General features: G+C 54.9%; 23 protein-coding genes and 1 pseudogene. 8 read left to right on the top strand and 16 right to left on the bottom strand.

The features are described from left to right. Positions 1-148: 148 nt before the first annotated feature. On the bottom strand, positions 149-664 hold the full coding sequence (locus C7387_RS09670; RefSeq protein WP_006819268.1) for a lipoprotein: 516 nt from the start codon (positions 662-664) through the stop codon (positions 149-151). A gap of 106 nt (positions 665-770) precedes the next feature. On the opposite strand from C7387_RS09670, the gene C7387_RS09665 reads away from it, so the two are divergent. Further along, on the top strand, positions 771-1,094 hold the full coding sequence (locus C7387_RS09665) for a heavy metal-binding domain-containing protein (RefSeq protein WP_006819269.1): 324 nt from the start codon (positions 771-773) through the stop codon (positions 1,092-1,094). Next, positions 1,091-1,915, top strand: coding sequence for an N-acetylmuramoyl-L-alanine amidase (locus tag C7387_RS09660; protein WP_120816574.1), 825 nt, complete (start codon positions 1,091-1,093; stop codon positions 1,913-1,915). Before C7387_RS09665 ends, C7387_RS09660 begins: the two co-directional genes overlap by 4 nt. 39 nt (positions 1,916-1,954) lie before the next feature. On the opposite strand, the gene C7387_RS09655 is transcribed toward C7387_RS09660, so the two are convergent. Both C7387_RS09655 and C7387_RS09650 read right to left on the bottom strand, forming a co-directional pair. Next, positions 1,955-2,434, bottom strand: coding sequence for an Hcp family type VI secretion system effector (locus C7387_RS09655; protein WP_120816573.1), 480 nt, complete (start codon positions 2,432-2,434; stop codon positions 1,955-1,957). A 207-nt stretch (positions 2,435-2,641) separates the two neighbouring features. Further along, a complete protein-coding gene (locus C7387_RS09650) occupies positions 2,642-3,310 on the bottom strand; it encodes a hypothetical protein (RefSeq protein ID WP_120816572.1) in 669 nt (222 codons plus the stop codon). A 306-nt stretch (positions 3,311-3,616) separates the two neighbouring features. Between C7387_RS09650 and C7387_RS23260 the strand changes: the two are divergent. Continuing rightward, a pseudogene (locus C7387_RS23260) lies at positions 3,617-3,742 on the top strand (SymE family type I addiction module toxin); the annotation flags it as partial. Positions 3,743-3,990: 248 nt separating this feature from the next. Here the strand turns inward: C7387_RS23260 and C7387_RS09640 are convergent. The 8 genes from C7387_RS09640 to aqpZ form a co-directional block, all read right to left on the bottom strand. Further along, a complete protein-coding gene (locus tag C7387_RS09640) occupies positions 3,991-5,004 on the bottom strand; it encodes an NAD-dependent epimerase/dehydratase family protein (protein WP_006819271.1) in 1,014 nt (337 codons plus the stop codon). A gap of 85 nt (positions 5,005-5,089) precedes the next feature. Then, on the bottom strand, positions 5,090-6,532 hold the full coding sequence (locus C7387_RS09635; RefSeq protein ID WP_038258852.1) for an SDR family oxidoreductase: 1,443 nt from the start codon (positions 6,530-6,532) through the stop codon (positions 5,090-5,092). Positions 6,533-6,542: 10 nt separating this feature from the next. Beyond that, positions 6,543-7,541, bottom strand: a complete 999-nt coding sequence (gene ltaE, locus C7387_RS09630) for a low-specificity L-threonine aldolase (protein WP_038258653.1) — start codon at positions 7,539-7,541, stop codon at positions 6,543-6,545. 38 nt (positions 7,542-7,579) lie between these two features. Next, positions 7,580-9,298 carry a ubiquinone-dependent pyruvate dehydrogenase gene (gene poxB, locus C7387_RS09625; RefSeq protein WP_120816570.1) on the bottom strand — a complete coding sequence of 573 codons (1,719 nt, stop codon included), beginning with the start codon at positions 9,296-9,298 and terminating at the stop codon, positions 7,580-7,582. Between the two features lie 124 nt (positions 9,299-9,422). Continuing rightward, positions 9,423-10,391 carry an NADH oxidoreductase gene (gene hcr / locus C7387_RS09620; RefSeq protein WP_038258649.1) on the bottom strand — a complete coding sequence of 323 codons (969 nt, stop codon included), beginning with the start codon at positions 10,389-10,391 and terminating at the stop codon, positions 9,423-9,425. A gap of 10 nt (positions 10,392-10,401) precedes the next feature. Beyond that, complete coding sequence (gene hcp, locus C7387_RS09615; protein ID WP_040903438.1) at positions 10,402-12,054, bottom strand: hydroxylamine reductase; 1,653 nt, start codon at positions 12,052-12,054, stop codon at positions 10,402-10,404. Between the two features lie 144 nt (positions 12,055-12,198). Continuing rightward, entirely contained in the window at positions 12,199-13,098 is a 900-nt protein-coding gene (locus tag C7387_RS09610) for a LysO family transporter (protein ID WP_006819277.1), read from the bottom strand. Positions 13,099-13,230: 132 nt separating this feature from the next. Then, positions 13,231-13,926, bottom strand: coding sequence for an aquaporin Z (gene aqpZ / locus C7387_RS09605; RefSeq protein ID WP_006819278.1), 696 nt, complete (start codon positions 13,924-13,926; stop codon positions 13,231-13,233). A gap of 372 nt (positions 13,927-14,298) precedes the next feature. Here aqpZ and C7387_RS09600 point away from each other — a divergent pair, with 372 nt between their 5' ends. Next, a complete protein-coding gene (locus C7387_RS09600; protein WP_038258643.1) occupies positions 14,299-15,957 on the top strand; it encodes an ATP-dependent endonuclease in 1,659 nt (552 codons plus the stop codon). Here C7387_RS09600 and C7387_RS09595 read toward each other — a convergent pair. Beyond that, positions 15,954-16,910: a VirK/YbjX family protein gene (locus C7387_RS09595; RefSeq protein ID WP_038258640.1), complete on the bottom strand. Its 957-nt coding sequence runs from the start codon at positions 16,908-16,910 to the stop codon at positions 15,954-15,956. The genes C7387_RS09600 and C7387_RS09595 overlap by 4 nt on opposite strands. Before the next feature lie 165 nt (positions 16,911-17,075). Here C7387_RS09595 and macA point away from each other — a divergent pair, with 165 nt between their 5' ends. Next, the gene (gene macA / locus C7387_RS09590) at positions 17,076-18,191 is read left to right on the top strand and encodes a macrolide transporter subunit MacA (protein ID WP_120816569.1); all 1,116 of its coding nucleotides are present in this window, start codon (positions 17,076-17,078) and stop codon (positions 18,189-18,191) included. Continuing rightward, positions 18,188-20,131 carry a macrolide ABC transporter ATP-binding protein/permease MacB gene (macB, locus tag C7387_RS09585; RefSeq protein WP_038258634.1) on the top strand — a complete coding sequence of 648 codons (1,944 nt, stop codon included), beginning with the start codon at positions 18,188-18,190 and terminating at the stop codon, positions 20,129-20,131. Before macA ends, macB begins: the two co-directional genes overlap by 4 nt. 71 nt (positions 20,132-20,202) lie before the next feature. Here the strand turns inward: macB and cspD are convergent, their stop codons facing one another. Continuing rightward, the gene (gene cspD, locus C7387_RS09580; RefSeq protein ID WP_006819284.1) at positions 20,203-20,424 is read right to left on the bottom strand and encodes a cold shock-like protein CspD; all 222 of its coding nucleotides are present in this window, start codon (positions 20,422-20,424) and stop codon (positions 20,203-20,205) included. A 325-nt stretch (positions 20,425-20,749) separates the two neighbouring features. Here cspD and clpS point away from each other — a divergent pair, with 325 nt between their 5' ends. Beyond that, complete coding sequence (gene clpS, locus C7387_RS09575) at positions 20,750-21,070, top strand: ATP-dependent Clp protease adapter ClpS (RefSeq protein WP_006819285.1); 321 nt, start codon at positions 20,750-20,752, stop codon at positions 21,068-21,070. Between the two features lie 30 nt (positions 21,071-21,100). Then, positions 21,101-23,377: an ATP-dependent Clp protease ATP-binding subunit ClpA gene (gene clpA, locus C7387_RS09570; protein ID WP_120816568.1), complete on the top strand. Its 2,277-nt coding sequence runs from the start codon at positions 21,101-21,103 to the stop codon at positions 23,375-23,377. Positions 23,378-23,418: 41 nt separating this feature from the next. Here clpA and C7387_RS09565 read toward each other — a convergent pair whose 3' ends face one another. From C7387_RS09565 to aat, 3 genes are all read right to left on the bottom strand, one after another. Beyond that, positions 23,419-24,189 (bottom strand): bestrophin-like domain, encoded by a 771-nt coding sequence (locus C7387_RS09565; protein WP_038258631.1) that lies wholly within the window; start codon positions 24,187-24,189, stop codon positions 23,419-23,421. Positions 24,190-24,353: 164 nt separating this feature from the next. Continuing rightward, positions 24,354-24,572 carry a translation initiation factor IF-1 gene (gene infA / locus C7387_RS09560; RefSeq protein WP_001040187.1) on the bottom strand — a complete coding sequence of 73 codons (219 nt, stop codon included), beginning with the start codon at positions 24,570-24,572 and terminating at the stop codon, positions 24,354-24,356. 272 nt (positions 24,573-24,844) lie between these two features. Further along, the gene (gene aat / locus C7387_RS09555) at positions 24,845-25,549 is read right to left on the bottom strand and encodes a leucyl/phenylalanyl-tRNA--protein transferase (RefSeq protein ID WP_006819288.1); all 705 of its coding nucleotides are present in this window, start codon (positions 25,547-25,549) and stop codon (positions 24,845-24,847) included. Between the last annotated feature and the right edge of the window lie 33 nt (positions 25,550-25,582).

Below are 25,582 nucleotides of genomic sequence, written 5' to 3'. Positions count from 1 at the left end.
TAAAACTTAAATATAAACCACATTCTTTATTAAACTTAGCACAAAATAGCGACTGCGAGGGGGGAGGGGAACAAATGTCGGCATTCCTCGCAGAATGCCAGACATTTTACCGGGGTTATCGTTTCAGCGCCCCGATGCTGCGGGATAATCAGCGGTTTTCCAGCGACTGGCGCAGCGTGCCTGCCGGGGCGTGGGAGTTGATGCCAAGGTAGCGCACATCGTCAACGGCCCAGCACTGGCCTTCACGGATCATCAGCACCTCATCCTGCCAGCTCTGGCTACCCTGTTTCAGGTCAACACGCAGCGGGATATTGCGCGCATCGGTATTCGGTATCGTGGAGGCGCTGGCGACTGAAGCGCTATCCGGCACGGTGCTCTGGCTGGAGAACGGATCTGACTGCAGCAGCGCGCGGTTAGCGTTGTCGCGGCTGGCATCATTCAGCAGTTTCGCCAGTCCGTCGCTCAGGTACGGGCGCAGTGCGGTCAGATCGTTATTTTTATGCTGAATGCGGTAGTCATAAAAGTTCTGTGCCACAGTATCCGGGCCACCATCCACGCAAGGACCGCTACGGGTACCAATATCCTTGAAGGCTGGGGTAACGGTGGTGCAGGCGCTGAGCAGAAGCGCACAGGGAACTAACAGGGCTGCAATGGAGTAGCGCATGGTGATTTCCTTATAAACGGACTACGGTATTAGTGTTTTCAAGCATAGCGTATCGGTACAATGTTGTGTTTGATTAACAGAGCTAAGGTATTGAAGGAGAAATAGTATGCAATTTTCTACTACCCCAACGCTGGAAGGCCAGACCATTGTCGAGTACTGCGGCGTGGTGACCGGCGAGGCGATTATGGGCGCCAATATCTTCCGCGATTTTTTCGCCGGGATCCGCGATATCGTCGGCGGTCGCTCCGGCGCTTATGAGAAAGAATTGCGTAAAGCGCGTGAAATCGCTTTCCAGGAAATGGGCGAAGAGGCGAAAGCGCTGGGCGCGGATGCGATAGTCGGTATTGATATCGACTACGAAACGGTGGGCAAAGATGCCAGTATGCTGATGGTCAGCGTCAGCGGTACGGCGGTGAAAACTCGCCGATGAAACGCCTGCTGATCCTGCTTGCGCTGCTGCTTGCCGGTTGTGCAAACCAGACCGGAATTATCGATAAGGACGGGTATCAGCTGGATACCCGTCATCCCGCGCAGAACGCGTACCCGCGGGTGAAGGTGCTGGTTATCCACTATACGGCAGATGATTTCGACGTGTCGCTGACAACGCTTACCGATAAGCACGTCAGCGCGCATTACCTGATCCCGGAGATCCCCCCGCGTTTTAACGGTAAACCGCGAATCTGGCAACTGGTGCCGGAAGATAAGCTTGCCTGGCATGCGGGGATCAGCTACTGGCGCGGCGCGACCCGGATTAATGATACCTCGATAGGCATTGAGCTGGAGAACCGCGGCTGGCAGAAGACCGCCGGAGTGAAGCGTTTTACTCCGTTTGCTCCGGCGCAGATAGCTGCGCTTATCCCGCTGGCGAAAGACATTATCGCTCGCTACCAGATTGAACCGCAGAACGTGGTAGCACATGCCGATGTCGCCCCGCAGCGCAAAGACGATCCCGGGCCGCTGTTCCCATGGCAGCAGCTGGCGAAGCTTGGGATTGGTGCCTGGCCGAACGCCGACCGGGTAGCGTTTTACCTTGCCGGACGCATCCCTTCCGCGCCGGTGGATACCGCCTCGGTGCTCGATCTGCTCTCTCGCTATGGCTATGAAGTGACGCCAGAGATGAGTGAGGCCCAGCAGAAACGGGTGATCATGGCATTCCAGATGCACTTCCGCCCGACGCGCTGGGATGGTATCGCCGATGCCGAAACGCAGGCCATCGCCGAAGCGCTGCTCGAGAAGTATGGGCAGGGCTGAAATAAGGAAGGCTACAAAAAATAGTAGCCTTCTGTCTCATCAAGCTGTGACTCTATGGTTCCATGCATCCTTATATTGGATATTTCCATCACAGTGTTTCCATGTAATGACTTCATAACGGATTTGGATAGTCTCTATATGGGTACCTGTTGCCCCACTAGGGTATAAGCTTGGTGAGATGGCGACTATTTTTACGTTATCTAAGGCGACATTAAAGTATTCGTTCTCTAGTCCAGCCTCAGTGATTCTGTACATTTTAATTGTAGCGCTTTTGAGTGTTGTGCCTTCACTCAGGGCTCGATATAAAATGGGGGTAACCCGATCAAACTCTTTTTGAAAAACAATTGGGGAGTGAACCCTTGTACCGGTTAGTCTTCCCGTATGTCCATCGGTGGGAATGAACATGTGATGAGTGACAGACTTAAGTTCAATAGCACCTATTCTGCCTGATACGAGAGATTCTCCGATTATTGGGGAGCCACTATCATCTTCTAACCATAGATACGCTGGATTTGACATGGTATATCCTTTAATTCATTAAAATAATATTTCTACATACTTTCATTGTTGGGGGTTATCTAATATTTTTATGAGTATTAAAATGCATCCGCACAGAACAAAAATGGAGATAGCTCTAGTTATCCATGTTTCAAAATAAAAAATAAAGAAAAATACGGCCCAAACGGCAAGGCCACCTATGATTCCACCTATAAAGATCTTCATAATTTAACTTTCTAGGATGATTTTATGATGGCTGCTGATCTTATCTTCTACTATCTTCAATATGTTCATGAATGATGAATTACCCTGGTTTCGCCTTACAGCTAAGGCATCAATAAATGGTTTGAGCGCGGGTTCAAATAAAAAGTAGAGAAGGTCATAATCTCTGGCTCGCAAAAGGGAATAGACTTGTGGTTCCTCGAGTCCCAATTGTTCGGAGGTTCTGATACAGCGTTCAATCATTCCTCCAATTAATAGAAAGTTCCCGACAGCACCTCCCCTTATTGCAACCAGTACACTTGCCCTTTCAGCAATGGTTGTAGCAATTTTTGATGATAGCATTGAGTTAGTGATTATCCTTCCAAAAATGGAAAATAGACTGCGGCTATACAATATATTTTGTTTGCTTTCTGGAATGTATTTATTAAATTCGGTAAGTATTATCTGCACGGCATCGATAATTCTGTCATGATTCAGAACCCCTCTTTCAATTGCGCGCGCGATTCTTATCCTTTCAGTTTGATGTGAATAATGAGAGTCCGTATCAAGATAACCGTAGACAAGGTATCCAATGTCTATAGGAACAGACATTACTCCATGAATCAAACCAATGGCTGCATCCGGAGATATGATGACGTCTGCAATACGTGTTGCTATATCATTAGTATTCATAATTGCAACCTATGATTCGTGGTGTAATGATAAATACACGGTGGGTTTTATTTTTTCAATGACGGTTGTTTCGAGTATTAAATAACTTTAATTGAGAGGTGGTTAAGCAATTAATGCTAAGTGCTGTGATGTTTTTCCATATTCATTAACGTGATGGATATTGGTTGAGTAATTGATATTTTTTATTTTTGTTATATTTTTACGAGCGAATTTCCAGATTTGTTCTTTGCCGATGGCTGGTTAAAACCACAGTGGTAATATCTTTGTGTACCATCCAGAAAACCTGTTAATAAATCCCAGCGCCGTTATACCGTGGGATATGTGCCAAATTGGGGTGATACCAGTGCTCCGGCGATAAATATAAGTGGTAAATGGCTCAGAGAGGTCGGATTCGATACCGGCAGGGGGATCACGATCAAAATTGCCGGAGACTGCATGGCGATTATTCCTGATAATGACGATGTGCATGCGCTACACGAACAACTTAAAGAATTGAATCAAGAGGTAAAAGTGGTGAAGGAACGGGTGCTTAGTTCGCTTTGACAGGATGGGTAAGAAATGCAAATAAGCGCCCGTAGGGCGCTGGCTGAAAGCTGATAAAGACCGCGTGGGAAAAGTGAAACTGCAGGCTCGTGCAAATGCAGTGCCAGCGGGTATTTTTTTGGCAATAGCAGGCAGGCTTCTCAGCGATGCAGTTTACCGTGGTCGCGCAGCCAGGCGGCGGTACGCACAATCCCTTCATCGACGGATACCACCGGCTGATAGCCGAGCTCTTCCTGGGCGCGAGTGATATCGAGGGTGAAATCAAAGTTCAGCTTCGAGACTCCGTAATGAGTAAACGCCGGTTCCCGGGCCGATTTATTGCCAAAGCGCTCCATGCTGCGGGCGACCATGTCGAGCATCGGGTAGGGCACGGAGCGAATACGGCATTTGATATCCAGCTCGTCGATGAGCTTTTGCACAATACTGCGCAGGCTGCGGTGCTCACCGTTGGTGATGTTGTATGCCCGGCCGGAAGGTAGCGCGTCGCACTGCGGCTGGCTTGCGAGCCACATCGCGTGGACCGCGTTTTCGTAGTAGGTCATATCCACGGTTGCCGCGCCGCCGCGTGGCAGCAGCACGCTGCCGTAGTGGTGCATCATCTGCGCCAGGCGGGGAATAAAGACCTTATCGTGCGGCCCGAACAGGCTTTGCGGGCGCAGGATGGTAAAACGGGTATTGGGGTTCGCCTGTGCCAGCAGGGCGATAACCTCTTCACCGGCGGCTTTGCTGCGCGCAAATTCGTTGGCAAAGCGCCGCGGGCGAAAGTCTTCCTGAATATCACGACGATGGTGATAATCAAAGTAGAGCGATGGCGACGAGATATGAATAAAGTTGCGCACGCCCCAGGCAACGGACCATTCACCCAGACGGCGGGTGGCGCGCACGTTGGCGAGGTCGAACGCCTGTTGAGTGCCCCATGGAGAGGTAAAACTGGAGCAGTGCCACAGGGTATCTACGCCCGCCAGCATCATTTTGGCCTGGGAGGAGACCAGTTCGGTCAGGTCGGCATGTATAAATTCCGCGCCCATTTTGGTCAAGAGTTTGCCCATCGCTTCGTTGCGACCGGTTGCTCTTACGCTAATGCCTTTGTTGCGCAGGTATTCCACCGCATTGCGGCCTAAACCGCTGGTGGCGCCGGTGACCAGAACCTTCATATCTGTCCGTTGTTTTTGAAAAGTTTCGTGCGCATTCTTCCGTGAATCTCACCCCGATGCAATGGGAAACGTTCCAGAATGTTCGCTATTTTGAGACTTTGCCTGTGATTTGTTCTGCCAGGCGCGCAATAGTCCGCGCCATACCGCGAAAAATGAACAGATGCGCCGGGATCATCAGCAGCCAGTAGAACAGGCCAGGCATGCCGTGCGGGTGCCACCAGGCGCGAACGTCCAGCTCCCGGTGCGTGCCTTTATCGCTGAGCGTAAAGCTCAGGCGACCAAGACCGGGGGCTTTCATGCCAAACAGCAGCGTGAGCTGTTTTTCCGGCTCGACGATGATGACTTTCCAGCTGTCGACGGTGTCGCCGGTCTGCAGATACGGGTGCGCCGGGCGCCCCTTCGCCAGCCGGTGGCCGACCAGTAAATCCATCGCACCGCGGATCTTCCACAGCATATTGCCAAAGAAATAGCCCTCCTTGCCGCCGATGCGGTTCACCACCTGCCACAGGGCGTTGAGGCTGGCAGACGTATTTACCGTGCAGCCTGCCTGTTTAGCATAGTAGCCATACTCTGGTCGCCAGCGGGCGAAAGCCTGCTGGTCGTAGCCCCAGTCGCTGGAGTTCACCAGTTGCTCTTCTTCTTTCAGCGTCTGACGTACCGCATCGTCAAAGGCGATAAGTTTTTGCGGGATCAGCGCGCGCAGTTCGCTATCGTCAGCGAGTAGATCGTGCTTCAGCCCCTGGATCAGGGCTTTGGCGGTTGTCGGCGGCACGGAGGTGATAACGTTGAGGAACCACACCGAAATCCAGCTTGTCGGGAAGGGGATGGGGATCAACAGCCGGTGGCGGCCGCTGACCTGCATAAAGTGTTCAAACTGCTGCTGGTAGCTCAGCACATCTGGCCCGGCAGCTTCCAGAATACGGTGCTGAGTGGCCGGGTGATTCAGCAGTTCCACCAGGTAAAACAGCAGATTCTCCAGCGCAATTGGCGTGGTGCGCGAGCGAACCCAGCGTGGCGGGGTAAGCACCGGCAGGTTGTAGACCATATCGCGCATCACTTCGAAAGCGGCGGATCCAGCGCCAACGATAATGCCCGCGCGCAGTTCGGTCACCGGACAGCCGCTCTCGCGCAGCACGTCGGCCGTGACCTGGCGGGCGCGCAGATGATCGGACTGCTGGCTTTCCGGTGCCTGTAGTGAACTCAGGAAGATCACCTGTTCAACCGGCGTGTCGCGCAGCGCGTCACGCACGTTTATCGCCACCTGGCGCTCATGCTCGATGAAGTTACCGCCTTCACCCATGCCATGAACGAGAAAATACACCGTCCCCACGCCGTTCAGCAGCGCCGCCAGACCTTCGGGGCGGTTGAGATCGACGTGGTGACAGCTGACGCCGGGCAAGTTTTGTTTTTGCAGGCGCTCAATACGCCGTGCCGCCGCCCGCACGGCGTATCCGCGCTGGCTCAGTTCGGTCACCAGATGTTGGCCTATATAGCCGCTGGCGCCGAGCACCAGAATGGGTTGCGACACGCTCATACCTCTACGCTAAAAAGGCTTGCCAGTGTTTAACCACCTGCGCCAGCTGCTCGCGGCTGACGTCGAGGTGCATCACCAGACGCACGATCGGTGAGGCGTTGACCAGTACACCGCGCTCGCGCATAAATTCGCCGAAGGCGGCGGCACGCGCTTCCCCGACGCGAACAAACAGCATGTTGGTGTCATGACGCATCACGTCGGCACCGATTTCACGCAGCTGTTCCGCCATCCACGCGGCGTTGTCGTGGTCTTCCTGCAGGCGCTTGACGTTATTTTTCAGCGCATACAGGCCCGCTGCTGCCAGAATGCCCGACTGACGCATGCCGCCGCCGGTCATTTTCCGCCAGCGGTTGGCACGTTTAATGTAGTCCGCGTTACCGACCAGCAGCGAGCCCACCGGCGTGCCCAGCCCTTTCGACAGGCAAATGGTGAAGGAGTCGCAGTAGCGGGTTATCTCTTCGAGCTCGCAGCCATAGGCGACGACGGCGTTGAAGATGCGTGCGCCGTCAACGTGCAGCGCCAGACCGCGCTCGCGGGTAAACTCCCACGCCTGCTGTAAATACTCGCGCGGCAGCACTTTGCCGTTGTGGGTGTTCTCAAGGCTCAGCAGTTTAGTGCGGGCGAAGTGGATATCGTCCGCTTTGATTTTTGCCGCCACTTTGTCGAGGGGCAGGGAGCCGTCGGCGGCGGCGTCAATCGGCTGCGGCTGAATACTGCCGAGCACGGCGGCACCGCCTGCTTCATACAGATAGTTATGCGCGCCCTGGCCGGCGATATACTCTTCGCCGCGCTCGCAGTGGGTGAGCAGAGCCACCAGGTTAGCCTGGGTGCCGGTAGGCAGGAACAGCGCCGCTTCTTTGCCGCTCAGCTCGGCGGCGTAGCGCTGCAGTTCGTTAACGGTGGGGTCATCACCATAAACGTCATCCCCGACCGGGGCGGCCATCATAGCATCAAGCATGGCGCGACCCGGGCGGGTGACGGTATCACTACGTAAATCGATCACGGCATTTCCTTATCTGATTCAGGGGAATGCCATCCTTTTTACCTGAGCCAGTTGGTTTTCGCCAGTTCAATGACTTCATCGCCGCGTCCGCTGATGATCGCGCGCAGCATATACAGGCTAAATCCTTTGGCTTGTTCGAGCTTAATCTGCGGCGGAATAGCGAGCTCCTCTTTGGCAACGACCACGTCTACCAGTACCGGGCCATCAATGCTGAAGGTTCGCTGTAGGGCTTCGTCTACCTGAGAGGCTTTCTCAACGCGGATCCCGGTAATGCCGCAGGCTTCGGCGATGCGCGCAAAGTTGGTGTCGTGCAGTTCGGTACCGTCGGTCAGGTAGCCGCCTGCTTTCATTTCCATTGCCACAAAGCCCAGCACGCTGTTGTTAAATACCACAATTTTTAGCGGCAGCTTCATCTGCACCACCGAGAGAAAATCGCCCATCAGCATGCTGAATCCGCCGTCGCCGCACATCGCTATCACCTGGCGATCGGGCGCCGTTGCCTTCGCGCCCAGCGCCTGCGGCATTGCGTTGGCCATTGATCCGTGGGTGAACGATCCCAGCAGGCGGCGCTTGCCGTTCATCTTCAGATAACGTGCCGCCCAGACGGTTGGCGTGCCTACATCGCAGGTGAAAATGGCGTCGTCATCGGCGAAGTGGCTGATTTGCTGCGCCAGATACTGCGGGTGAATGGCGTTTTCGCTCGGTTTTGCCAGATCGTCGAGCCCTTTACGCGCATCGCGGTAGTGCGCCAGCGCTTTATCGAGGAATTTGCGATCGGTTTTCTCTTCGAGCAGCGGTAGCAGGGCGCTGAGGGTGGATTTGATATCGCCCACCAACGCCATGTCCACTTTGCTGTGGGCGCCGATGCTGCCGGGGTTAATATCAATCTGGATGATTTTGGCATCGGTCGGGTAGAACGGGCGGTACGGGAACTGCGTGCCGAGCAGGACCAGCGTATCGGCATTCATCATGGTGTGAAAACCGGAGGAGAAGCCGATAAGCCCGGTCATGCCCACGTCGTAGGGGTTGTCGTACTCCACGTGTTCTTTACCGCGCAGGGCGTGGACGATAGGGGCTTTCAGCTTCGCGGCGAATTCGACCAGCTCTTTATGCGCCCCGGCACAGCCGCTGCCGCACATCAGGGCGATATTGTTCGAATACCGCAGTAACTGGGCGAGCTTTCTCAGCTCTTCTTCTTCCGGGGTGATAATAGGTTGTGGGGCATGATACCAGTGGCTGCTGGCATTTTCTGGCGCGGCTTTCAGCGCCACATCGCCCGGCAGCACCACGACCGCGACGCCGCGTTTGAGTACTGCCTGTCGCATGGCGATGGCAAGTACCTGGGGAATTTGCTCCGGGTTAGAGACCAGCTCGCAGTAGTGGCTGCACTCGCGGAACAGTTCCTGGGGGTGAGTTTCCTGGAAATAGCCGCTGCCGATTTCGCTTGAGGGAATATGCGCTGCGATGGCGAGTACCGGCACGTGGTTACGATGGCAGTCAAATAGTCCATTAATCAGGTGCAGGTTCCCCGGGCCGCAGGATCCCGCACAGACCGCCAGCTCGCCGGTCAACTGGGCTTCGGCTCCGGCGGCGAACGCGGCCACCTCTTCATGGCGCGTCGCCATCCAGTCGATGGTGCCCATGCGGTTAAGACTGTCGCTCAGGCCGTTCAGAGAGTCGCCGGTGACGCCCCAGATCCGTTTTACACCAGCCTGCTCAAGGGTTTTTGCGATATACGTGGCCACGGTTTGTTTCATGGTTTTCCATCTCCTTTTTTAAGCACTGCTTAAAAGCGTAGACCACAGGAGAGGGCGTGAAAGGTTTCAGCGGCGGGATGGCAACAATCGATAAAAAATGCCCCCGGGCGGGGGCACTGGAGGATCAGGCGAGAACCAGGTCGCCCTGCGGATGACAGGAGCAGGCCAGCACGTAGCCGTCGGCGATTTCCTGTTCCGTTAAGGTCATGGTGCTGCTGACGGTGTATTCACCAGACACCACTTTGGTTTTGCAGCAGCCGCAGACGCCAGCACGGCAGGCGACAGCCACCGGCACCTTGTTGCTTTCGAGCGCTTCCAGCAGCGTGGTGCCCACGCGGCCAAAGAACTCCTGCGCTGGCTGCAGTTTGCTGAACTTGATCCCGCTGGTCGCCGCTTCAACGGCTGGTACAAAGAACTGCTCTTTAAAGAAGCGGGTCACGCCGAGCGCTTTTACCTCTTCTTCCACCATGTCCATGTATGGCGCCGGGCCGCAGGTCATCACGGTGCGAGAAGTGAGATCCGGCACGCTTGCCAGCAGTTCACGGGTCAGACGTCCGGCAACAAAGCCCTCGGTGGCGTTGTTTTCTGCCACCAGAGTTACCGGGTAGTTGCGCCACTCGTCGGCAAAGATCACATCCTGCGGTGAACGCACGTTGAAGATAACCTGCACGTCAGCATGCGGGCGATACTTCTCAAGCCAGCGGCGCATCGACATAATCGGCGTCACGCCGCAGCCTGCCGCCAGCAGCAGGAAGCGGTCATCTGCTTTATCTTCGCAGGTGAACTCTCCCTGTGCGTCAGACAGCCAGAGATAGTCGCCACGTTTTACGTCGCGGGTCAGCCACTGGGAGCCCGCACCGTCGTCAATACGGCGGATGGTGAGCGTGATGTATTCGCTCACGCCCGGCGTGGACGAGATGGTGTAAGCGCGCAGGGTGTCCGCAGAGTTGCGGACACTCACCAGCGCATACTGCCCGGCGCGATACGGATAGTAGTCGTGACACAGCAGCGACAGCGTCCATACATCCGGGGTTTCCTGGGTGATGTGATGAACCTGCATCCGCCACGGACACTGTGATGTTGGCATTGTCATGCTTGTCTCCTTACGCGCTCAGCAGTTGCTGCATATCTTCTTCAACGGTGGTGACTGAACGCAGACCAAACTTCTCGTTCAGTACGGCCAGCAGATCCGGGGTCAGGAAGCCTGGCGCGGTTGGGCCGGTCACGATGTTGGTGACGCCCAGCGACAGCAGAGTCAGCAGGATAACGATAGCCTTCTGCTCGAACCAGGAGAGCACCAGAGACAGCGGCAGATCGTTGACGCCGCAGCCCAGTTTCTCCGCCAGGGTAACCGCGAGGATAATCGCAGAGTACGCATCGTTACACTGACCGGCGTCAATCAGACGCGGCAGACCTTCGATATCGCCGAACTCCAGCTTGTTGAAACGGTATTTACCGCAGGCAAGGGTCAGGATCAGGCAATCATCCGGTACGCTGGTCGCGAAATCGGTGAAGTAGTTACGTTCGCCGCGCGCGCCGTCACAGCCACCGACGAGGAAGATGTGACGCAATTTTTCACGGCTGACGAGATCGATAAGCGAGTCGGCGGCGCCAAGCAGCGTCTGACGGCCGAAGCCGACGGTGATCAGGTGTTCAATTTCGCTATACGGGAAGCCTGCCATCTGCTGCGCCTGGGCAATCACCGGGGCAAAATCGTCGCCTTCCAGGTGACTTACACCCGGCCAGCCGACGATGCTGCGGGTCCAGATGCGCTCATCGTAAGCCCCAACGGTTGGGTCGATGATGCAGTTAGAGGTCATGACAATCGGCCCCGGGAAGCGAGCGAATTCCACCTGCTGGTTCTGCCAGCCGCTGCCGTAGTTACCGACCAGGTGTTTGAATTTACGCAGTTCCGGATAACCGTGTGCTGGCAGCATTTCACCGTGGGTGTAGACGTTAACGCCGGTACCTTCGGTTTGCTGCAGCAGGTTGTAGAGATCTTTCAGGTCGTGACCAGAAATCAGAATAGCTTTCCCGGCAACCGCTTTGACGTTGACCTGAGTCGGGGTCGGGTGGCCGTAGGTGCTGGTTTCACCGGCGTCGAGGATGCTCATCACTTTGAAGTTCATCTGGCCGATTTCCATTGAGCATTCCAGCAGCGCGTTCATGTCCGCAGGCCAGGTGCCCAGCCACGCCATGATTTTATGATACTGCGCGTAGATGTCGTTGTCGTACTGGCCGAGAACGTGGGCGTGCTCCATATAGGCAGCCGCACCTTTCAGGCCGTACAGGCACAGCAGACGCAGGCCGAGAATGTTCTCGCCAATCGCCGCTTTATCTTTGTTTGGGGTAAATTCTGCGGCCTGACGCTGCAGTTCGCCCAGATCGTCGCTCACCAGTTGCAGATTCGCCATCGGGTTATCAACGGCGGCGGCGGTATCAATCGCCAGGCACTGGGTCTTCAGCGCTTCACGCATAGCAATGGCCTGACGGGCATAGCCGACGATGCGCGGGGAGTCGAAGTTAACGTTGGTCAGCGTAGAGAAGAAGGCACGTGGCGCAAAGCTGTCGATGTCGTGGTCGACAATTCCGTATTCACGCGCTTTTACCGCCCAGGCGGAGAGCCCCTGCAGTGCGGCGATCAGCAGATCCTGCAGGTCAGACGTTTCAGCGGTTTTACCGCACATACCTTGCGCGTAAGAGCAGCCATTGCCTGCCGGGGTACGAATGGTTTGTTCACATTGCACACAAAACATGGTCACACCTTTTAAAGTTATATTTGATATACATGTTTGAGATTATGCCTCAGACAAACCGCTGAAAAGGCATTTCTGACACAACTTAAAGGGAGATTGATTTAGCGCAATTTTGGCGGTAGTGAGACTACCGCCAGAGGAGTATCAGGCGGAGAAAAATGCCATCAGAAGCGGAACCAGCAGGCTGAGGATAAAGCCATGCACAATCGCGGCGGGCACGATTTCTACACCGCCGGAGCGCTGCAGTACCGGCAACGTAAAGTCCATTGAGGTGGCGCCACACAGGCCGAGCGCGGTAGAACGGCTGCGGCGAACCAGTCCTGGGATTAGCATAATAGCAATCAGTTCGCGCGCCAGATCGTTAAAGAAGGCGGCGCTGCCGATGACCGGGCCAAAAGATTCGGTTAGCAGAATACCGGACAGGGAATACCAGCCAAAACCAGAGGCCATTGCCATTCCGGTTTTTATTGGCAGGTCGAGAATAAAAGCATTAATCACGCCACCCGCCAGCGAGCTGACGGCAACAATGACCGCCACAATCATTCCACGGCGGTTCAGCACGATCTGTTTTAAGGTCATGCCATTATTACGCAACTGAATACCAACCAGCAGCAGCAGGAAAATCAGCGTATATTCGCTGGCCTCTGTCGCATGTTGCAAAATAGGCAAACCGGTCAGTCCTAGCGCGAAACCAATCACCACCACGCCGCACAGTTTTAATGATTCCAGTGCCATGGCAATTCGCGAGGGTAATTTTTCCTGTTGATGCTGGTGGCGCCAGGGCAACGAACGTTCGAGCCACAACAGCGCCACAATATTGCACAACAGAATGACCACTATACTGACGACGGAATAGTGCAGAATGGCAAGCAGGTTGCTCGAGAGATTATCGAGAAACGCCAGGCTGATGCCCATGAAAAATAGAATGACGTAAACAATCCAGCTCAGTAAACGGTTAATGAGCCTGAGTGCCCCTTGATGGCGAAGGGGTATTAGGTAGCCAGCAATAAGCGGCAGAAGAATAATCAACAATCCTGAAAGCATGAACGGCCCGGTCCCGTGAGTATAAAAACAGCGCCCCAGACACTACCGAATTCCCCTGATTCAGTAAATAGCCACCGCATAAAAAACGCCCGGCGATGCTGAGCATGGCCGGGCGTGAGAAGCGTATAAGGCTTAGTTGCGTTTTTCGAGCAGGGTGCGGTAGAGCACGCCGCCGAGAATACCGCCGATGATTGGCATCACCCAGAACAGCCACAGCTGCTGCAGCGCCCAGCCGCCCTGGAAAATCGCGACCGCGGTACTACGGGCCGGGTTAACCGAGGTGTTGGTTACTGGAATACTGATCAGGTGGATCAGAGTTAATGCCAGACCGATAGCGATTGGGGCAAAGCCAGCCGGGGCGTTTTTATCCGTTGCACCGTGGATAACCAGCAGGAAACCACAGGTCAGGACAATTTCAATCACAATTGCAGACAGCATGGAATAGCCGCCCGGCGAGTGGTCGCCATAACCGTTGGAAGCAAAGCCGCTGGCCGCCGCGTCAAAGCCGGCTTTACCGCTGGCAACCACGTACAGCACGGCTGCAGCAATAATACCGCCGATAACCTGGGCAATAATATAACCAATCACGTCTTTTGCCGGGAAACGGCCACCGGCCCACAGGCCTAAAGTGACTGCCGGGTTAAAATGACCACCGGAAATATGGCCTACGGCAAACGCCATAGTCAGTACGGTTAAACCAAATGCCAGCGCAACACCCACAAATCCAATTCCCAGTTCCGGGAATGCTGCAGCCAGAACAGCACTACCGCAACCACCAAACACTAGCCAGAATGTACCAAAGCATTCTGCTGCTAATTTTCTGAACATAACCACCTCAAATAATAAGAGTAACAGCGACGGCAACTCCGTGCTGGTCGTTGATTAATCGTCACAAGGGATGACGAGATAATTAAAGACTCGCTATTTTAGAATCGAATGCCATCCCTTAACCAGTTAAAAATGCTCCGTGAGTTTAATTTTTGGCAACTCCGCAAAATTCCTTTTGAATATATGAGGTACCAGTAAGTGTAGAATGCTTCGACTGAAAGTAAACCCGCCCAATAAAATGAGAACTTTCTTGGTTTAATAAGGGCTAATTATTCACGACATTAATTAATAAAATGACATCTTTTGTCAGGTGTTCAGTTTCTTTGTGGATCGCTATACTGCTGATAGCTAAAGGAGAAAGTCGGAGGGGTTATGCTTCTGGAACGGATTGAGATTGTTGGTTTTCGCGGTATCAACCGCCTGTCGTTGACGCTCGAGCAGAATAACGTGCTGATAGGTGAAAACGCCTGGGGCAAGTCCAGCCTGCTCGATGCCCTGACGCTGCTGCTGTCACCGGAAGAAGAGCTCTATCATTTTGTGCGCGATGACTTCTGGTTTCCACCGGGAGATGTGCAAGGTCGGGAACATCATCTGCATATTATTCTGACTTTCCGCGAGCTGGAGCCGGGCCGTCATCGGGTGCGGCGTTATCGTCCACTGGCGGATGGCTGGGTACCTTGTGATGATGGTTACCAGCGCATTTTTTACCGTCTGGAAGGGGAGCTTGCGGAAGACGATAGCGTCATGACGCTGCGCAGCTTCCTTGATGGGCGGGGTCGGGCGCTTGACCTTGATGATATCGACAACCTGGCGCATCACCTGATCCGCCTGATGCCGGTGCTGCGCCTGCGCGATGCGCGTTTTATGCGGCGCATCCGCAACGGTACGGTCCCCAACGTCCCGGACGTCGAAATTACCGCCCGCCAGCTTGATTTTCTTTCCCGCGAGCTGGTCAGCAGCCCGCAAAACTTGTCGGACGGACAGATTCGCCAGGGGCTGTCTGCCATGGTGCAGCTGCTGGAACACTATTTTTCCGAGCAGGGTACCGCGCAGTCGCGCCACCGTCTGATGCGCCGCCGCTCTCACGACGAGCAGCGCAGCTGGCGCTATCTCGATATCATCAACCGTATGATCGATAAACCCGGTGGGCGCAGCCACCGGGTGATTCTGCTGGGGCTGTTCTCCACGCTATTGCAGGCGAAAGGGACGGTCAGGCTGGATAAAGACGCCCGACCGCTGCTGTTGGTGGAAGATCCGGAAACTCGTCTGCACCCGATCATGCTCTCCGTCGCCTGGCATTTGCTCAATCTTCTGCCGTTACAGCAGGTGACCACCACTAACTCAGGTGAGCTGCTGTCGATGACTCCGGTTGAGCATGTCTGCCGTCTGGTGCGAGAGTCGTCCCGCGTGGCGGCCTGGCGCCTGGGCGCCGGGGGACTGAACGCTGAAGATGGTCGCCGCATTGCTTTCCATATTCGCTTTAATCGCGCCTCGTCGTTGTTCTCCCGTTGCTGGCTACTGGTGGAAGGCGAGACTGAAACCTGGGTGATTAACGAACTGGCGCGCCAGTGTGGCCACCACTTTGATGCCGAAGGCGTTAAGGTGATTGAGTTTGCGCAGTCGGGGTTGAAGCCGCTCATTCGGTTTGCCCGCCGGATGGGGATTGAGTGGCACGTGCTGGTTGATGGCGATGAGGCCGGGAAAAAGTACGCCGCTACGGTGCGCAGCCTGCTCGACGGTGACCGGGAGCTGGAACGTGTGCACCTTACCATGCTGCCGGCAATGGATATGGAACACTTTATGTATCGGCAGGGGTTTGACGACGTTTATCATCGCGTGGCGCAGATCCCACCGGATGTACCCATGAACATGCGCCGGGTTATCACCAAAGCGATTCATCGTTCATCGAAGCCGGATCTGGCTATTGAGGTGGCGATGGAGGCAGGGCGTCGCGGCGTGGAGGCTGTTCCGACGCTACTGCGCAAAATGTTTTCCCGCGTGCTGTGGCTGGCACGCGGGAGGGCGGATTAACGGCGGATGGTGTTAACCGTCTGCTCAATCAGGCTGTCGAGCAGGGTATAGCGGCGGCGATATTCCGCGCGTTTTTTACTGGCGATGTCTTCCATGGCTTTTCGCGGCATGGTCAACGGCAGAATAAAGTCACCTTTGCTGTCCGGGGCCGCTCCCAGAGAATCCCAGAAGCCGTTGTAGTCCGCGTGCAGCTTGTCCTGCTTTTTCTTGCGATAGCGGATGCTGCGATAGATATGCGTTTCGTTGCTGACCGCACGAATCTCTTCTACCGACAGCACGCTACTCAGCGCCATGGCGGCCTCAACCAGCAGGCGTTTCGGAAACAGGCCGTGACAGGCTTTAGTGGCAAGCTGAATGCGCTCGTGTGGTACGTGCGCTTTCGGCCCCTGTAACCCGCCAATATACAGCGTGTTCGCGCCGCCTGGCTGACACAGGGTGAACGTGAGCTCCGCCAGCAGCGTGTTTTCGGCATCGTAAAACATCAGCGTCGCTTCACCTTCTTTATCCATCATAGAGTCAGCACCAAGACGGATGGTGTAGGTCTGCTCGTCTTTGCCGGTCAGGCTGGCGAGCTTGACCCCATGACGCGTGAGGTAGCCGTTCAGCACCGCGGGTGGCAGAAGCCGGCTGAGCGTCCGGTAGTGGCACGCCAGCGCTTTGGATGCCTGTCTGCGGTTAATGTTCATCGATAGCCACGGGCGATGTACACGACATGGCAACCCGGGTTGCGCCTGCAGCAACTGCAGTAAGCGTGGCTCACGAGAGAGCTCTTTCATCAGGCGTGCGGTACTGAAAGGAATGGCCATCGATCGCAGCATGAATTTACGACGGTAGGACGCTTTACGCCATGAATTACCAGGGGTGATTTTGCCCTGGCAAAGAAAACGAAAAAGCTGCCAACCTGATTTTGGCTGTTCCGTCGCAATATCTGATATTTCAATCACAGAAGACATGATAAAACCCGAGAAGTTTCCATTTAACTGGAGGCTATTTCATCAGGTGCTGAGTTAATGTTTTCTAAACGAATTAAGCCCTGCTTAAATAGAGAGGCTTTCGTTGAAGCGATGTTTAGATACAATCAACCTTTATCTATGCTTGCGCATGAATCTGGACGGTTTATGAAATTGAAGGGAAGAAGCAAAAAGGTTTACTGGATCCTGGCCGTGCTGGTGGTTATCGCCGGGATCTGGCTGTGGCGGACGTTGAACGCCCCGCAGCCCCACTATCAGACGCTGATTGTCCGCAAGGGTGCGCTTGAACAGAGTGTGCTGGCGACAGGCAAACTCGACGCCCTGCGTAAAGTTGATGTCGGCGCTCAGGTGAGCGGGCAGCTGAAAACGCTGTCGGTGAACATTGGCGACAAGGTGAAAAAAGATCAGCTGCTCGGGGTTATCGATCCCGATCAGGCGGAGAACCAGATCCGTGAGGTGGAAGCCACGCTGATGGAGCTGCGTGCGCAGCTGCGTCAGGCGCGTGCTGAATTCAAACTGGCACAGGTGACCCTAACCCGCCAGCAGCAGCTGGTGAAAAATAATCTGATTTCGCGCCAGGAGCTGGATCAGGCGGCCACCGACGTGGCGGTTAAAGCGGCGCAGATTGGCACCATTGAAGCGCAAATTAAACGTAACCAGGCCACTCTCGATACGGCGAAAACGAACCTCGACTACACCCGTATCGTGGCGCCGATGGCGGGTGAGGTAACGCAAATTACCACGCTGCAGGGGCAGACCGTGATTGCCGCCCAGCAGGCACCGAACATTCTGACGCTTGCTGACCTCAGTACGATGCTGGTGAAGGCACAGGTTTCCGAGGCGGACGTCATTCACCTGCGCCCGGGGCAAAAAGCCTGGTTTACCGTGCTTGGCGACCCGATGACCCGCTTTGAAGGGGTATTGAAAGATATTCTGCCGACTCCGGAAAAAGTGAATGACGCGATTTTCTACTTTGCGCGTTTTGAAGTGCCGAACCCGAAGGGGATCCTGCGTCTGGAAATGACCGCTCAGGTCCATATTCAGCTTGCCGGGGTGGATAACGTGCTGACCATTCCGCTGTCGGCGCTGGGCGATGTTGTTGGCGATAATCGCTACAACGTCCGCCTGCTGCGTAACGGCGAGGTGAAAACGCGCGAGGTCACTATTGGCGCGCGTAATGATACCGACGTTGAAATCACCAAAGGCCTGCAAGAGGGCGATGAAGTCATCACCGGTGAAAGCAAGCCCGGAGCGGCGAAATGACCGCGCTGCTCGAGCTGAAGGATATTCGCCGTAGCTATCCCTCCGGGGAGGACAGCGTCGAGGTGCTGAAAGGCATCACCCTCAGCATCGCCGCCGGAGAGATGGTGGCGATTGTCGGGGCTTCCGGTTCGGGAAAATCGACGCTGATGAATATTCTCGGCTGTCTGGATAAACCGACCAGCGGCACCTATCAGGTGGCGGGTACCGACGTGGCGACGCTCGACGGTGACGCGCTGGCACGGCTCAGAAGGGAGCACTTTGGCTTTATCTTCCAGCGTTATCATTTGCTGTCGCACCTGAGCGCGGCGCAGAACGTTGAGATCCCGGCGGTGTACGCCGGTACCGAGAGAAAGGCTCGCCAGCAGCGGGCACACCAGCTGCTTGAGCGTCTCGGGCTCGGGGAGCGGGTCGATTATCAGCCATCGCAGCTTTCTGGTGGCCAGCAGCAGAGGGTGAGTATCGCCCGCGCGCTGATGAACGGCGGGCAGGTGATCCTCGCCGATGAACCGACCGGTGCGCTGGACAGCCACTCCGGTGAAGAGGTGATGAGTATTCTGCACCAGCTCAAAGAGCAGGGGCATACGGTGATTATCGTCACCCACGATCCGCAGGTGGCTCGTCAGGCGGAGCGGATAATCGAAATTCGGGATGGGGAAATTGTCGCTAATCCTCCGTCATCGGCTGCCGCTGGGCAGGCTTTTGAAGACACGGTGATCGATGAACCCTCCAGCTGGCGTCAGTTTACCAGTGGTTTTCGTGAAGCGATGTCGATGGCCTGGCGTGCGCTGGCGGCGAACAAGATGCGCACCCTGCTGACCATGCTCGGTATCATCATTGGGATTGCCTCGGTGGTCTCTATCGTGGTGGTGGGTGACGCGGCAAAGCAGATGGTACTGGCTGATATCCGCGCTATCGGCACCAATACCATCGACATCTATCCCGGTAAGGATTTCGGTGATGACGATCCGCGCTTTCAGCAGTCGTTGAAATATGACGATTTGCTGGCGATACAAAAGCAGCCGTGGGTGAGCTCTGCAACGCCTGCGGTCTCCAAAAGCCTGCGTTTGCGTAAAGGAAATATCGACGTGGCGGCGAACGCCGAAGGCGTCAGCGGGCAGTATTTTAACGTCTACGGGATGACCTTTAGCGAAGGTAATACCTTTAACGATATCCAGCTTAACGGGCGTGCGCAGGTAGCCGTGCTCGACAGCAACAGCCGCCGACAGCTCTTTCCTGATAAAGCGAGCGTGGTGGGCGAAATCATTCTGGTCGGTAATATGCCCGCGACGGTCATCGGTGTTGCCGACGAGAAACAGTCGATGTTCGGCAGCAGCAAAGTGCTGCGTATCTGGTTGCCTTATACCACCATGTCCGGGCGGGTTATTGGTCAGTCGTGGCTGAACTCGATTACCGTTCGGGTGAAAGAGGGCCAGGACAGCGCGCAGGCGGAAGAAAACCTCACCCGCCTGCTGACGCTACGCCATGGGAAGAAGGATTTCTTCACCTGGAACATGGACAGCCTCTTGAAAACCGCGGAAAGAACCACACATACACTTCAGCTGTTCCTGACGCTGGTCGCGGTGATCTCGCTGGTGGTGGGCGGTATTGGCGTAATGAATATTATGCTGGTATCGGTCACGGAACGTACCCGGGAGATTGGCATCCGCATGGCGGTGGGCGCACGAGCAAGCGACGTGCTGCAGCAGTTTCTGATTGAAGCCGTGCTGGTATGTCTGGTGGGGGGCGCACTGGGTGTGTCGCTGTCGCTACTGATTGCTTTCGTGTTACAGCTGTTCTTGCCGGGCTGGGAAATCGGTTTTTCACCGCTGGCGCTGCTGACGGCGTTTTTCTGCTCGACGCTGACCGGCGTCCTTTTCGGCTGGCTTCCGGCGCGCAACGCCGCAAGGCTTGATCCGGTCGATGCGCTGGCCCGCGAGTAAGAAATGATAAAAAAATGCCAGTCATAAGGACTGGCATTTTGTCTGCGGGATGTACACAATGAAGCGAAGAGCTATGCAACTGCTTCTGCTTCAACGGGCACGATAACAGAGGCGTGATTGCCTTTGGGGCCCTGGTGGACATCAAACCGAACAGGTTGCCCGGCTTTTAGCGTTCTGTAACCATCCATCTGAATGGTGGAGTAATGGGCGAAAATGTCTTCGCCACCGCCCTCGGGGCAAATGAAACCGAACCCCTTGGCATTGTTGAACCACTTGACAGTACCCATTTCCATACTTCGACATCCTTCGTAAATCTTTATAAGTAGATGGAATGAACCGGTGGTGGAGTCAGGGGTTGTTCAAATCCTCGCCAACTCTCGCCTGTACAATTTAGATAAATCAGGCATCGCGTCAAGAGGATGGGGTCGCGAAACGGTGGAAAATGCGTCAAAATTTGAAGCAGTTAACGCTATTGCTGGGGAATGTGACAGATGTCGCGGATGGCAACAATAGATGATAGTTATCTATGTTCTCATGTAGATTCAATTATGTGCATACACTCTTGTCAGTGACAGGCATTGGCCTGTCAGCACCGGCAACTGAAGATGATGACTGACGATGAGCAAGACCAGAGAGTGGCTGGATTTTGACCAGCTTGTTGAAGACAAACTGCGCGATGCGCTGAAACCGCCATCTATGTATAAAGTGATATTAGTCAATGATGACTACACTCCGATGGAGTTTGTTATTGACGTGTTACAAAAATTCTTTTCTTATGATGTAGAACGTGCAACGCAACTGATGCTCACGGTTCATTATCAAGGTAAGGCCATTTGCGGTGTGTTTACCGCCGAGGTTGCAGAAACCAAAGTGGCGATGGTGAACCGCTACGCGAGGGAGAACGAGCACCCGTTGCTGTGTACGCTGGAACAAGCCTGAAGACAGGCATGAAAATTGGGGGAGGTGCCTATGCTCAATCAAGAACTGGAACTCAGTTTAAACATGGCTTTCGCCAGAGCGCGCGAGCACCGTCATGAGTTTATGACCGTCGAGCATCTGTTGCTGGCTCTGCTTAGCAACCCCTCGGCCCGTGAGGCGCTGGAAGCCTGCTCTGTGGACCTGGTCGCTCTGCGCCAGGAACTGGAAGCCTTCATCGAACAAACCACACCCGTCCTGCCCGTCAGTGAAGAAGAGCGCGATACACAACCGACGCTCAGCTTCCAGCGTGTCCTGCAGCGCGCGGTCTTCCACGTCCAGTCTTCTGGCCGTAGCGAAGTCACCGGTGCGAATGTCCTCGTGGCCATTTTCAGCGAGCAGGAGTCGCAAGCGGCTTACCTGCTGCGCAAACACGAAGTCAGCCGCCTTGATGTGGTGAACTTCATTTCTCACGGCACACGTAAAGATGAGCCGAGCCAGTCTTCCGACTCCGGGAGCCAGCCGAATAACGAAGAGCAAGCAGGCGGGGAGGAACGTATGGAAAACTTCACCACCAATCTCAACCAACTTGCTCGCGTTGGCGGAATCGATCCGCTGATTGGCCGCGAAAAAGAGCTGGAACGCGCTATTCAGGTTCTGTGCCGTCGTCGTAAAAACAACCCGCTGCTGGTGGGCGAATCCGGGGTGGGTAAAACCGCCATCGCGGAAGGGCTTGCCTGGCGCATCGTGCAGGGCGACGTTCCCGAAGTTATCGCCGACTGCACCATCTACTCGCTCGATATTGGCTCGCTGCTGGCGGGCACCAAATATCGCGGCGATTTTGAAAAACGCTTTAAGGCGCTGCTGAAGCAGCTTGAGCAGGACAGTAACAGCATTCTGTTCATTGACGAGATCCACACCATTATCGGTGCCGGGGCAGCTTCTGGCGGCCAGGTCGATGCCGCAAACCTGATTAAACCGCTGCTCTCCAGCGGCAAAATCCGGGTGATTGGCTCAACCACCTACCAGGAATTCAGCAATATCTTTGAGAAGGACAGGGCGCTGGCGCGTCGTTTCCAGAAAATCGATATTACTGAGCCGACGGTGGAAGAAACCGTACAGATTATCAACGGCCTGAAGCCGAAGTACGAAGCGCACCACGATGTGCGTTATACCGCGAAAGCGGTGCGTGCGGCGGTGGAGCTGGCGGTGAAATACATCAACGATCGTCACCTGCCGGATAAGGCGATTGACGTTATCGATGAAGCGGGCGCCCGTGCGCGTCTGATGCCGGCCAGCAAGCGTAAGAAAACGGTCAACGTGGCGGATATCGAATCCGTGGTGGCGCGTATTGCGCGTATCCCGGAGAAGAGCGTCTCGCAAAGCGATCGCGATACGCTGAAGAATCTGGGCGAGCGTCTGAAAATGCTGGTCTTTGGCCAGGGGACTGCCATCGAAGCCTTAACCGAGGCTATCAAGATGAGCCGTGCGGGCCTCGGCCATGAGCACAAACCTGTGGGTTCTTTCCTGTTCGCCGGGCCAACCGGGGTCGGGAAAACCGAGGTCACGGTGCAGCTGGCGAAAGCGCTCGGTATTGAGCTGCTGCGTTTTGATATGTCCGAGTATATGGAACGCCACACGGTTAGTCGTTTGATTGGTGCGCCTCCGGGATACGTTGGTTTCGACCAGGGCGGTCTGCTGACCGATGCGGTTATCAAGCATCCGCATGCGGTACTGCTGCTGGACGAAATCGAGAAAGCGCACCCGGACGTCTTTAACCTGCTGCTGCAGGTGATGGACAACGGTACGCTGACCGACAACAACGGCCGTAAGGCGGATTTCCGCAACGTCGTGCTGGTGATGACCACCAACGCCGGGGTGCGTGAAACCGAACGTAAATCGATTGGCCTTATCCAGCAGGACAACAGTCCGGACGCGATGGATGAGATCAAGAAGATCTTTACGCCGGAGTTCCGTAACCGTCTCGACAACATTATCTGGTTCGATCACCTCTCTACCGACGTGATCCACCAGGTGGTTGATAAGTTCATCGTCGAGCTGCAGGTTCAGCTGGATCAGAAAGGTGTTTCTCTGGAAGTGAGCCAGGAAGCGCGTGACTGGCTGGCGGATAAAGGCTACGACCGTGCCATGGGTGCACGCCCAATGGCGCGAGTTATCCAGGACAACCTGAAAAAACCGCTGGCTAACGAACTGCTGTTTGGTTCTCTGGTTGACGGCGGCCAGGTGACGGTATCGCTCGATAAAGAGAAAAATGCGCTGACCTATGACTTCCAGGCCGCGCAGAAGCACAAACCAGAAGCGGCACATTAATTCTGCCGCACTCCAGAAAGCCGGGAATTTTCCCGGCTTTTTTATTTTTTAGCGACCGGCGGCAATGAGGCTTCCAGCGCCAGCAAGTTTTGCGCCTGAATACGAATAATTCCCCCGCGTGGGCTGTCTATATCGGCAATCAGCGCGAAGGCGAAGGAAAATACGGTGGGCAGCAGCCAGGGGAAGGTCGCTTTCTTTTGCGCCGAATTACGAAACCCTATCATCCCCATACAGAACATCGACAGGATAAATAAGAGTGTCCATGCGGACCGCGGAATTCGGTTCCACCAGGCGGCCTGAGTATATCCCGAACGATTAAATACATCATTCATGCCGCTGGCCACTAACTGCATCACCGGAGTCTGCGATTCACGGGCCTGCTGGCTGACAATGCGCCATAAATTATCCTGAATGACCGCCGTATCATTATTTATTTTCTGTAATTCTGCCGGACTACGGGAGTGATAAAACAGAATGCGCTGGTCAAGGTACTGTCGTAGCAGCGTTTTTACGGCACCTGACTCACTTGCCGCCAGTAAATCTGCACGTAACCATTCTGTGCCAATGGCGTTAGCTTCCTCTTCCTCATAATTCTTGCGCATGTCATAACGGCTCACCGCCATGGAAAAGGTAAAGCCAATCAGCAATGCCAGGATACTTAAAACCGCGCCGAGCAGCAGGTTGTAGTTCTCTTTCTCGGGTTCATTATCCCGATAACGGCGATACAACAGGCGTGAGATGAGATTCGCCACCCAGAACAGCAGCAGGCAAACAAAAAACACCAGCACTGGAAAATCAGAAAGGCGAGGCATTTTGCCACCGTTTTACAGGCTATTGAAAGTACCAGTAATAACAGTTGCAGAAGGGGAGATTGGCAAGGTGCGGAAATAAAAAAACTGCCCTGTGTGACACAGAGCAGTTACAGGCTACATAATCCCGGGCAGTTGTGCGCAGCAGGATTACGGCTGGGGATCAATTAGCGACTACGGAAGACAATGCGGCCTTTGCTCAGGTCGTACGGGGTCAGCTCAACAGTCACTTTGTCGCCCGTCAGAATGCGGATGTAGTTCTTACGCATTTTACCGGAAATATGCGCAGTTACCACGTGACCGTTTTCCAGTTCTACGCGGAACATAGTGTTAGGTAACGTTTCAAGAACGGTACCCTGCATTTCAATATTGTCTTCTTTGGCCATCTAGTCCTCTGGGGTATCACTACCGTAGTTTTGAACCGGCAAGATAATGCCGAAATTCAGCAATTAAGTAAAGATTTGTGCGCTAAAAACGCAAAAGTCGTTTTTGCGCATTGCCCTGATGCCATACCAATAGCCGTATGACAGCGCAAACGTAAAGGGGGGAGCAGCGGATTAAAGCGACTCGGACAGTCCCAAACGGCGGCGGGGCAACATGCAGAAGCGACTCTTCGCGACAATTATATCACCGTGATAAGAAAATGTGCCGAAAACATTTACCTTAGCGGGGAAAAGAGTGTCCTGGGGACCCAGCATTTCTCCTTGAGCGACTGTATGCGCAATGCGGAAAGCCACTCGAGGTAGTCACGGCGGGGGACTTCTGTTGCGCCCAGAGACGCGGTGTGGCTGTTTATCACCTGGCAATCGATGAGTTGACCGCCCTGGTGGATAAAGTCCTCACAGAACACCAGCAGTGCGGTTTTAGAGGCATTCTCCGCGAGGCTGAACATTGACTCGCCGCAAAACAGCGCGCCCTGCGAAACGCCGTACATTCCCCCCACCAGTTCAGCGCCTTGCCACACCTCCACGGAGTGGGCGTGGCCCAGCTCATGCAAGCGGTGATAGGCCTGTACAATATCGTGGGTGATCCACGTCCCTTCGTCACGATCGCTGGCACAGCCTGCCACTACCCGCTCGAAGGCGTGGTTAAGGGTGACCCGATACGGCGAGGTTTTATGGAAGCGCTTCATGCTGCGGCTGACGTGAAACTCTTCAGGCCACAGCACGGCACGCGGATCGGGAGACCACCACAGGATAGGATCCCCCGGCGAATACCAGGGGAAAATGCCGCGCTGATAGGCCATCAGCAGCCGTGCCGGGCTAAGATCGCCGCCTAAGGCCAGCAGCCCATTAGGTTCACGCAGCGCGCCTTCTGGCGACGGAAACGCGATAGAGTGACGAGACAGCTGAACCAAACGCATGCCAGGACGACCTCATAACAAGCAAGGCAATTA

Origin of the sequence: Yokenella regensburgei (assembly GCF_003634235.1) — a bacterium.
Taxonomy (GTDB): domain Bacteria; phylum Pseudomonadota; class Gammaproteobacteria; order Enterobacterales; family Enterobacteriaceae; genus Yokenella; species Yokenella regensburgei.
This window is presented reverse-complemented; position numbering and strand designations above follow the sequence as displayed.

Bases quoted from the DNA above. Each gene is read 5' to 3' on its own strand.
- aat (WP_006819288.1), bottom strand. From the start codon at position 25,549: ATGCGTTTGGTTCAGCTGTCTCGTCACTCTATCGCGTTTCCGTCGCCA.
- C7387_RS09565 (WP_038258631.1), bottom strand. From the start codon at position 24,189: ATGCCTCGCCTTTCTGATTTTCCAGTGCTGGTGTTTTTTGTTTGCCTG.
- C7387_RS09660 (WP_120816574.1), top strand. From the start codon at position 1,091: ATGAAACGCCTGCTGATCCTGCTTGCGCTGCTGCTTGCCGGTTGTGCA.
- C7387_RS09595 (WP_038258640.1), bottom strand. From the start codon at position 16,910: ATGTCTTCTGTGATTGAAATATCAGATATTGCGACGGAACAGCCAAAA.
- macA (WP_120816569.1), top strand. From the start codon at position 17,076: ATGAAATTGAAGGGAAGAAGCAAAAAGGTTTACTGGATCCTGGCCGTG.
- C7387_RS09640 (WP_006819271.1), bottom strand. From the start codon at position 5,004: ATGAAGGTTCTGGTCACCGGCGCCACCAGCGGTTTAGGCCGCAATGCG.
- infA (WP_001040187.1), bottom strand. From the start codon at position 24,572: ATGGCCAAAGAAGACAATATTGAAATGCAGGGTACCGTTCTTGAAACG.
- C7387_RS09665 (WP_006819269.1), top strand. From the start codon at position 771: ATGCAATTTTCTACTACCCCAACGCTGGAAGGCCAGACCATTGTCGAG.
- hcr (WP_038258649.1), bottom strand. From the start codon at position 10,391: ATGACAATGCCAACATCACAGTGTCCGTGGCGGATGCAGGTTCATCAC.
- C7387_RS09610 (WP_006819277.1), bottom strand. From the start codon at position 13,098: ATGCTTTCAGGATTGTTGATTATTCTTCTGCCGCTTATTGCTGGCTAC.
- aqpZ (WP_006819278.1), bottom strand. From the start codon at position 13,926: ATGTTCAGAAAATTAGCAGCAGAATGCTTTGGTACATTCTGGCTAGTG.
- hcp (WP_040903438.1), bottom strand. From the start codon at position 12,054: ATGTTTTGTGTGCAATGTGAACAAACCATTCGTACCCCGGCAGGCAAT.
- clpS (WP_006819285.1), top strand. From the start codon at position 20,750: ATGAGCAAGACCAGAGAGTGGCTGGATTTTGACCAGCTTGTTGAAGAC.
- C7387_RS09670 (WP_006819268.1), bottom strand. From the start codon at position 664: ATGCGCTACTCCATTGCAGCCCTGTTAGTTCCCTGTGCGCTTCTGCTC.
- macB (WP_038258634.1), top strand. From the start codon at position 18,188: ATGACCGCGCTGCTCGAGCTGAAGGATATTCGCCGTAGCTATCCCTCC.
- C7387_RS09655 (WP_120816573.1), bottom strand. From the start codon at position 2,434: ATGTCAAATCCAGCGTATCTATGGTTAGAAGATGATAGTGGCTCCCCA.
- clpA (WP_120816568.1), top strand. From the start codon at position 21,101: ATGCTCAATCAAGAACTGGAACTCAGTTTAAACATGGCTTTCGCCAGA.
- C7387_RS09600 (WP_038258643.1), top strand. From the start codon at position 14,299: ATGCTTCTGGAACGGATTGAGATTGTTGGTTTTCGCGGTATCAACCGC.
- poxB (WP_120816570.1), bottom strand. From the start codon at position 9,298: ATGAAACAAACCGTGGCCACGTATATCGCAAAAACCCTTGAGCAGGCT.
- cspD (WP_006819284.1), bottom strand. From the start codon at position 20,424: ATGGAAATGGGTACTGTCAAGTGGTTCAACAATGCCAAGGGGTTCGGT.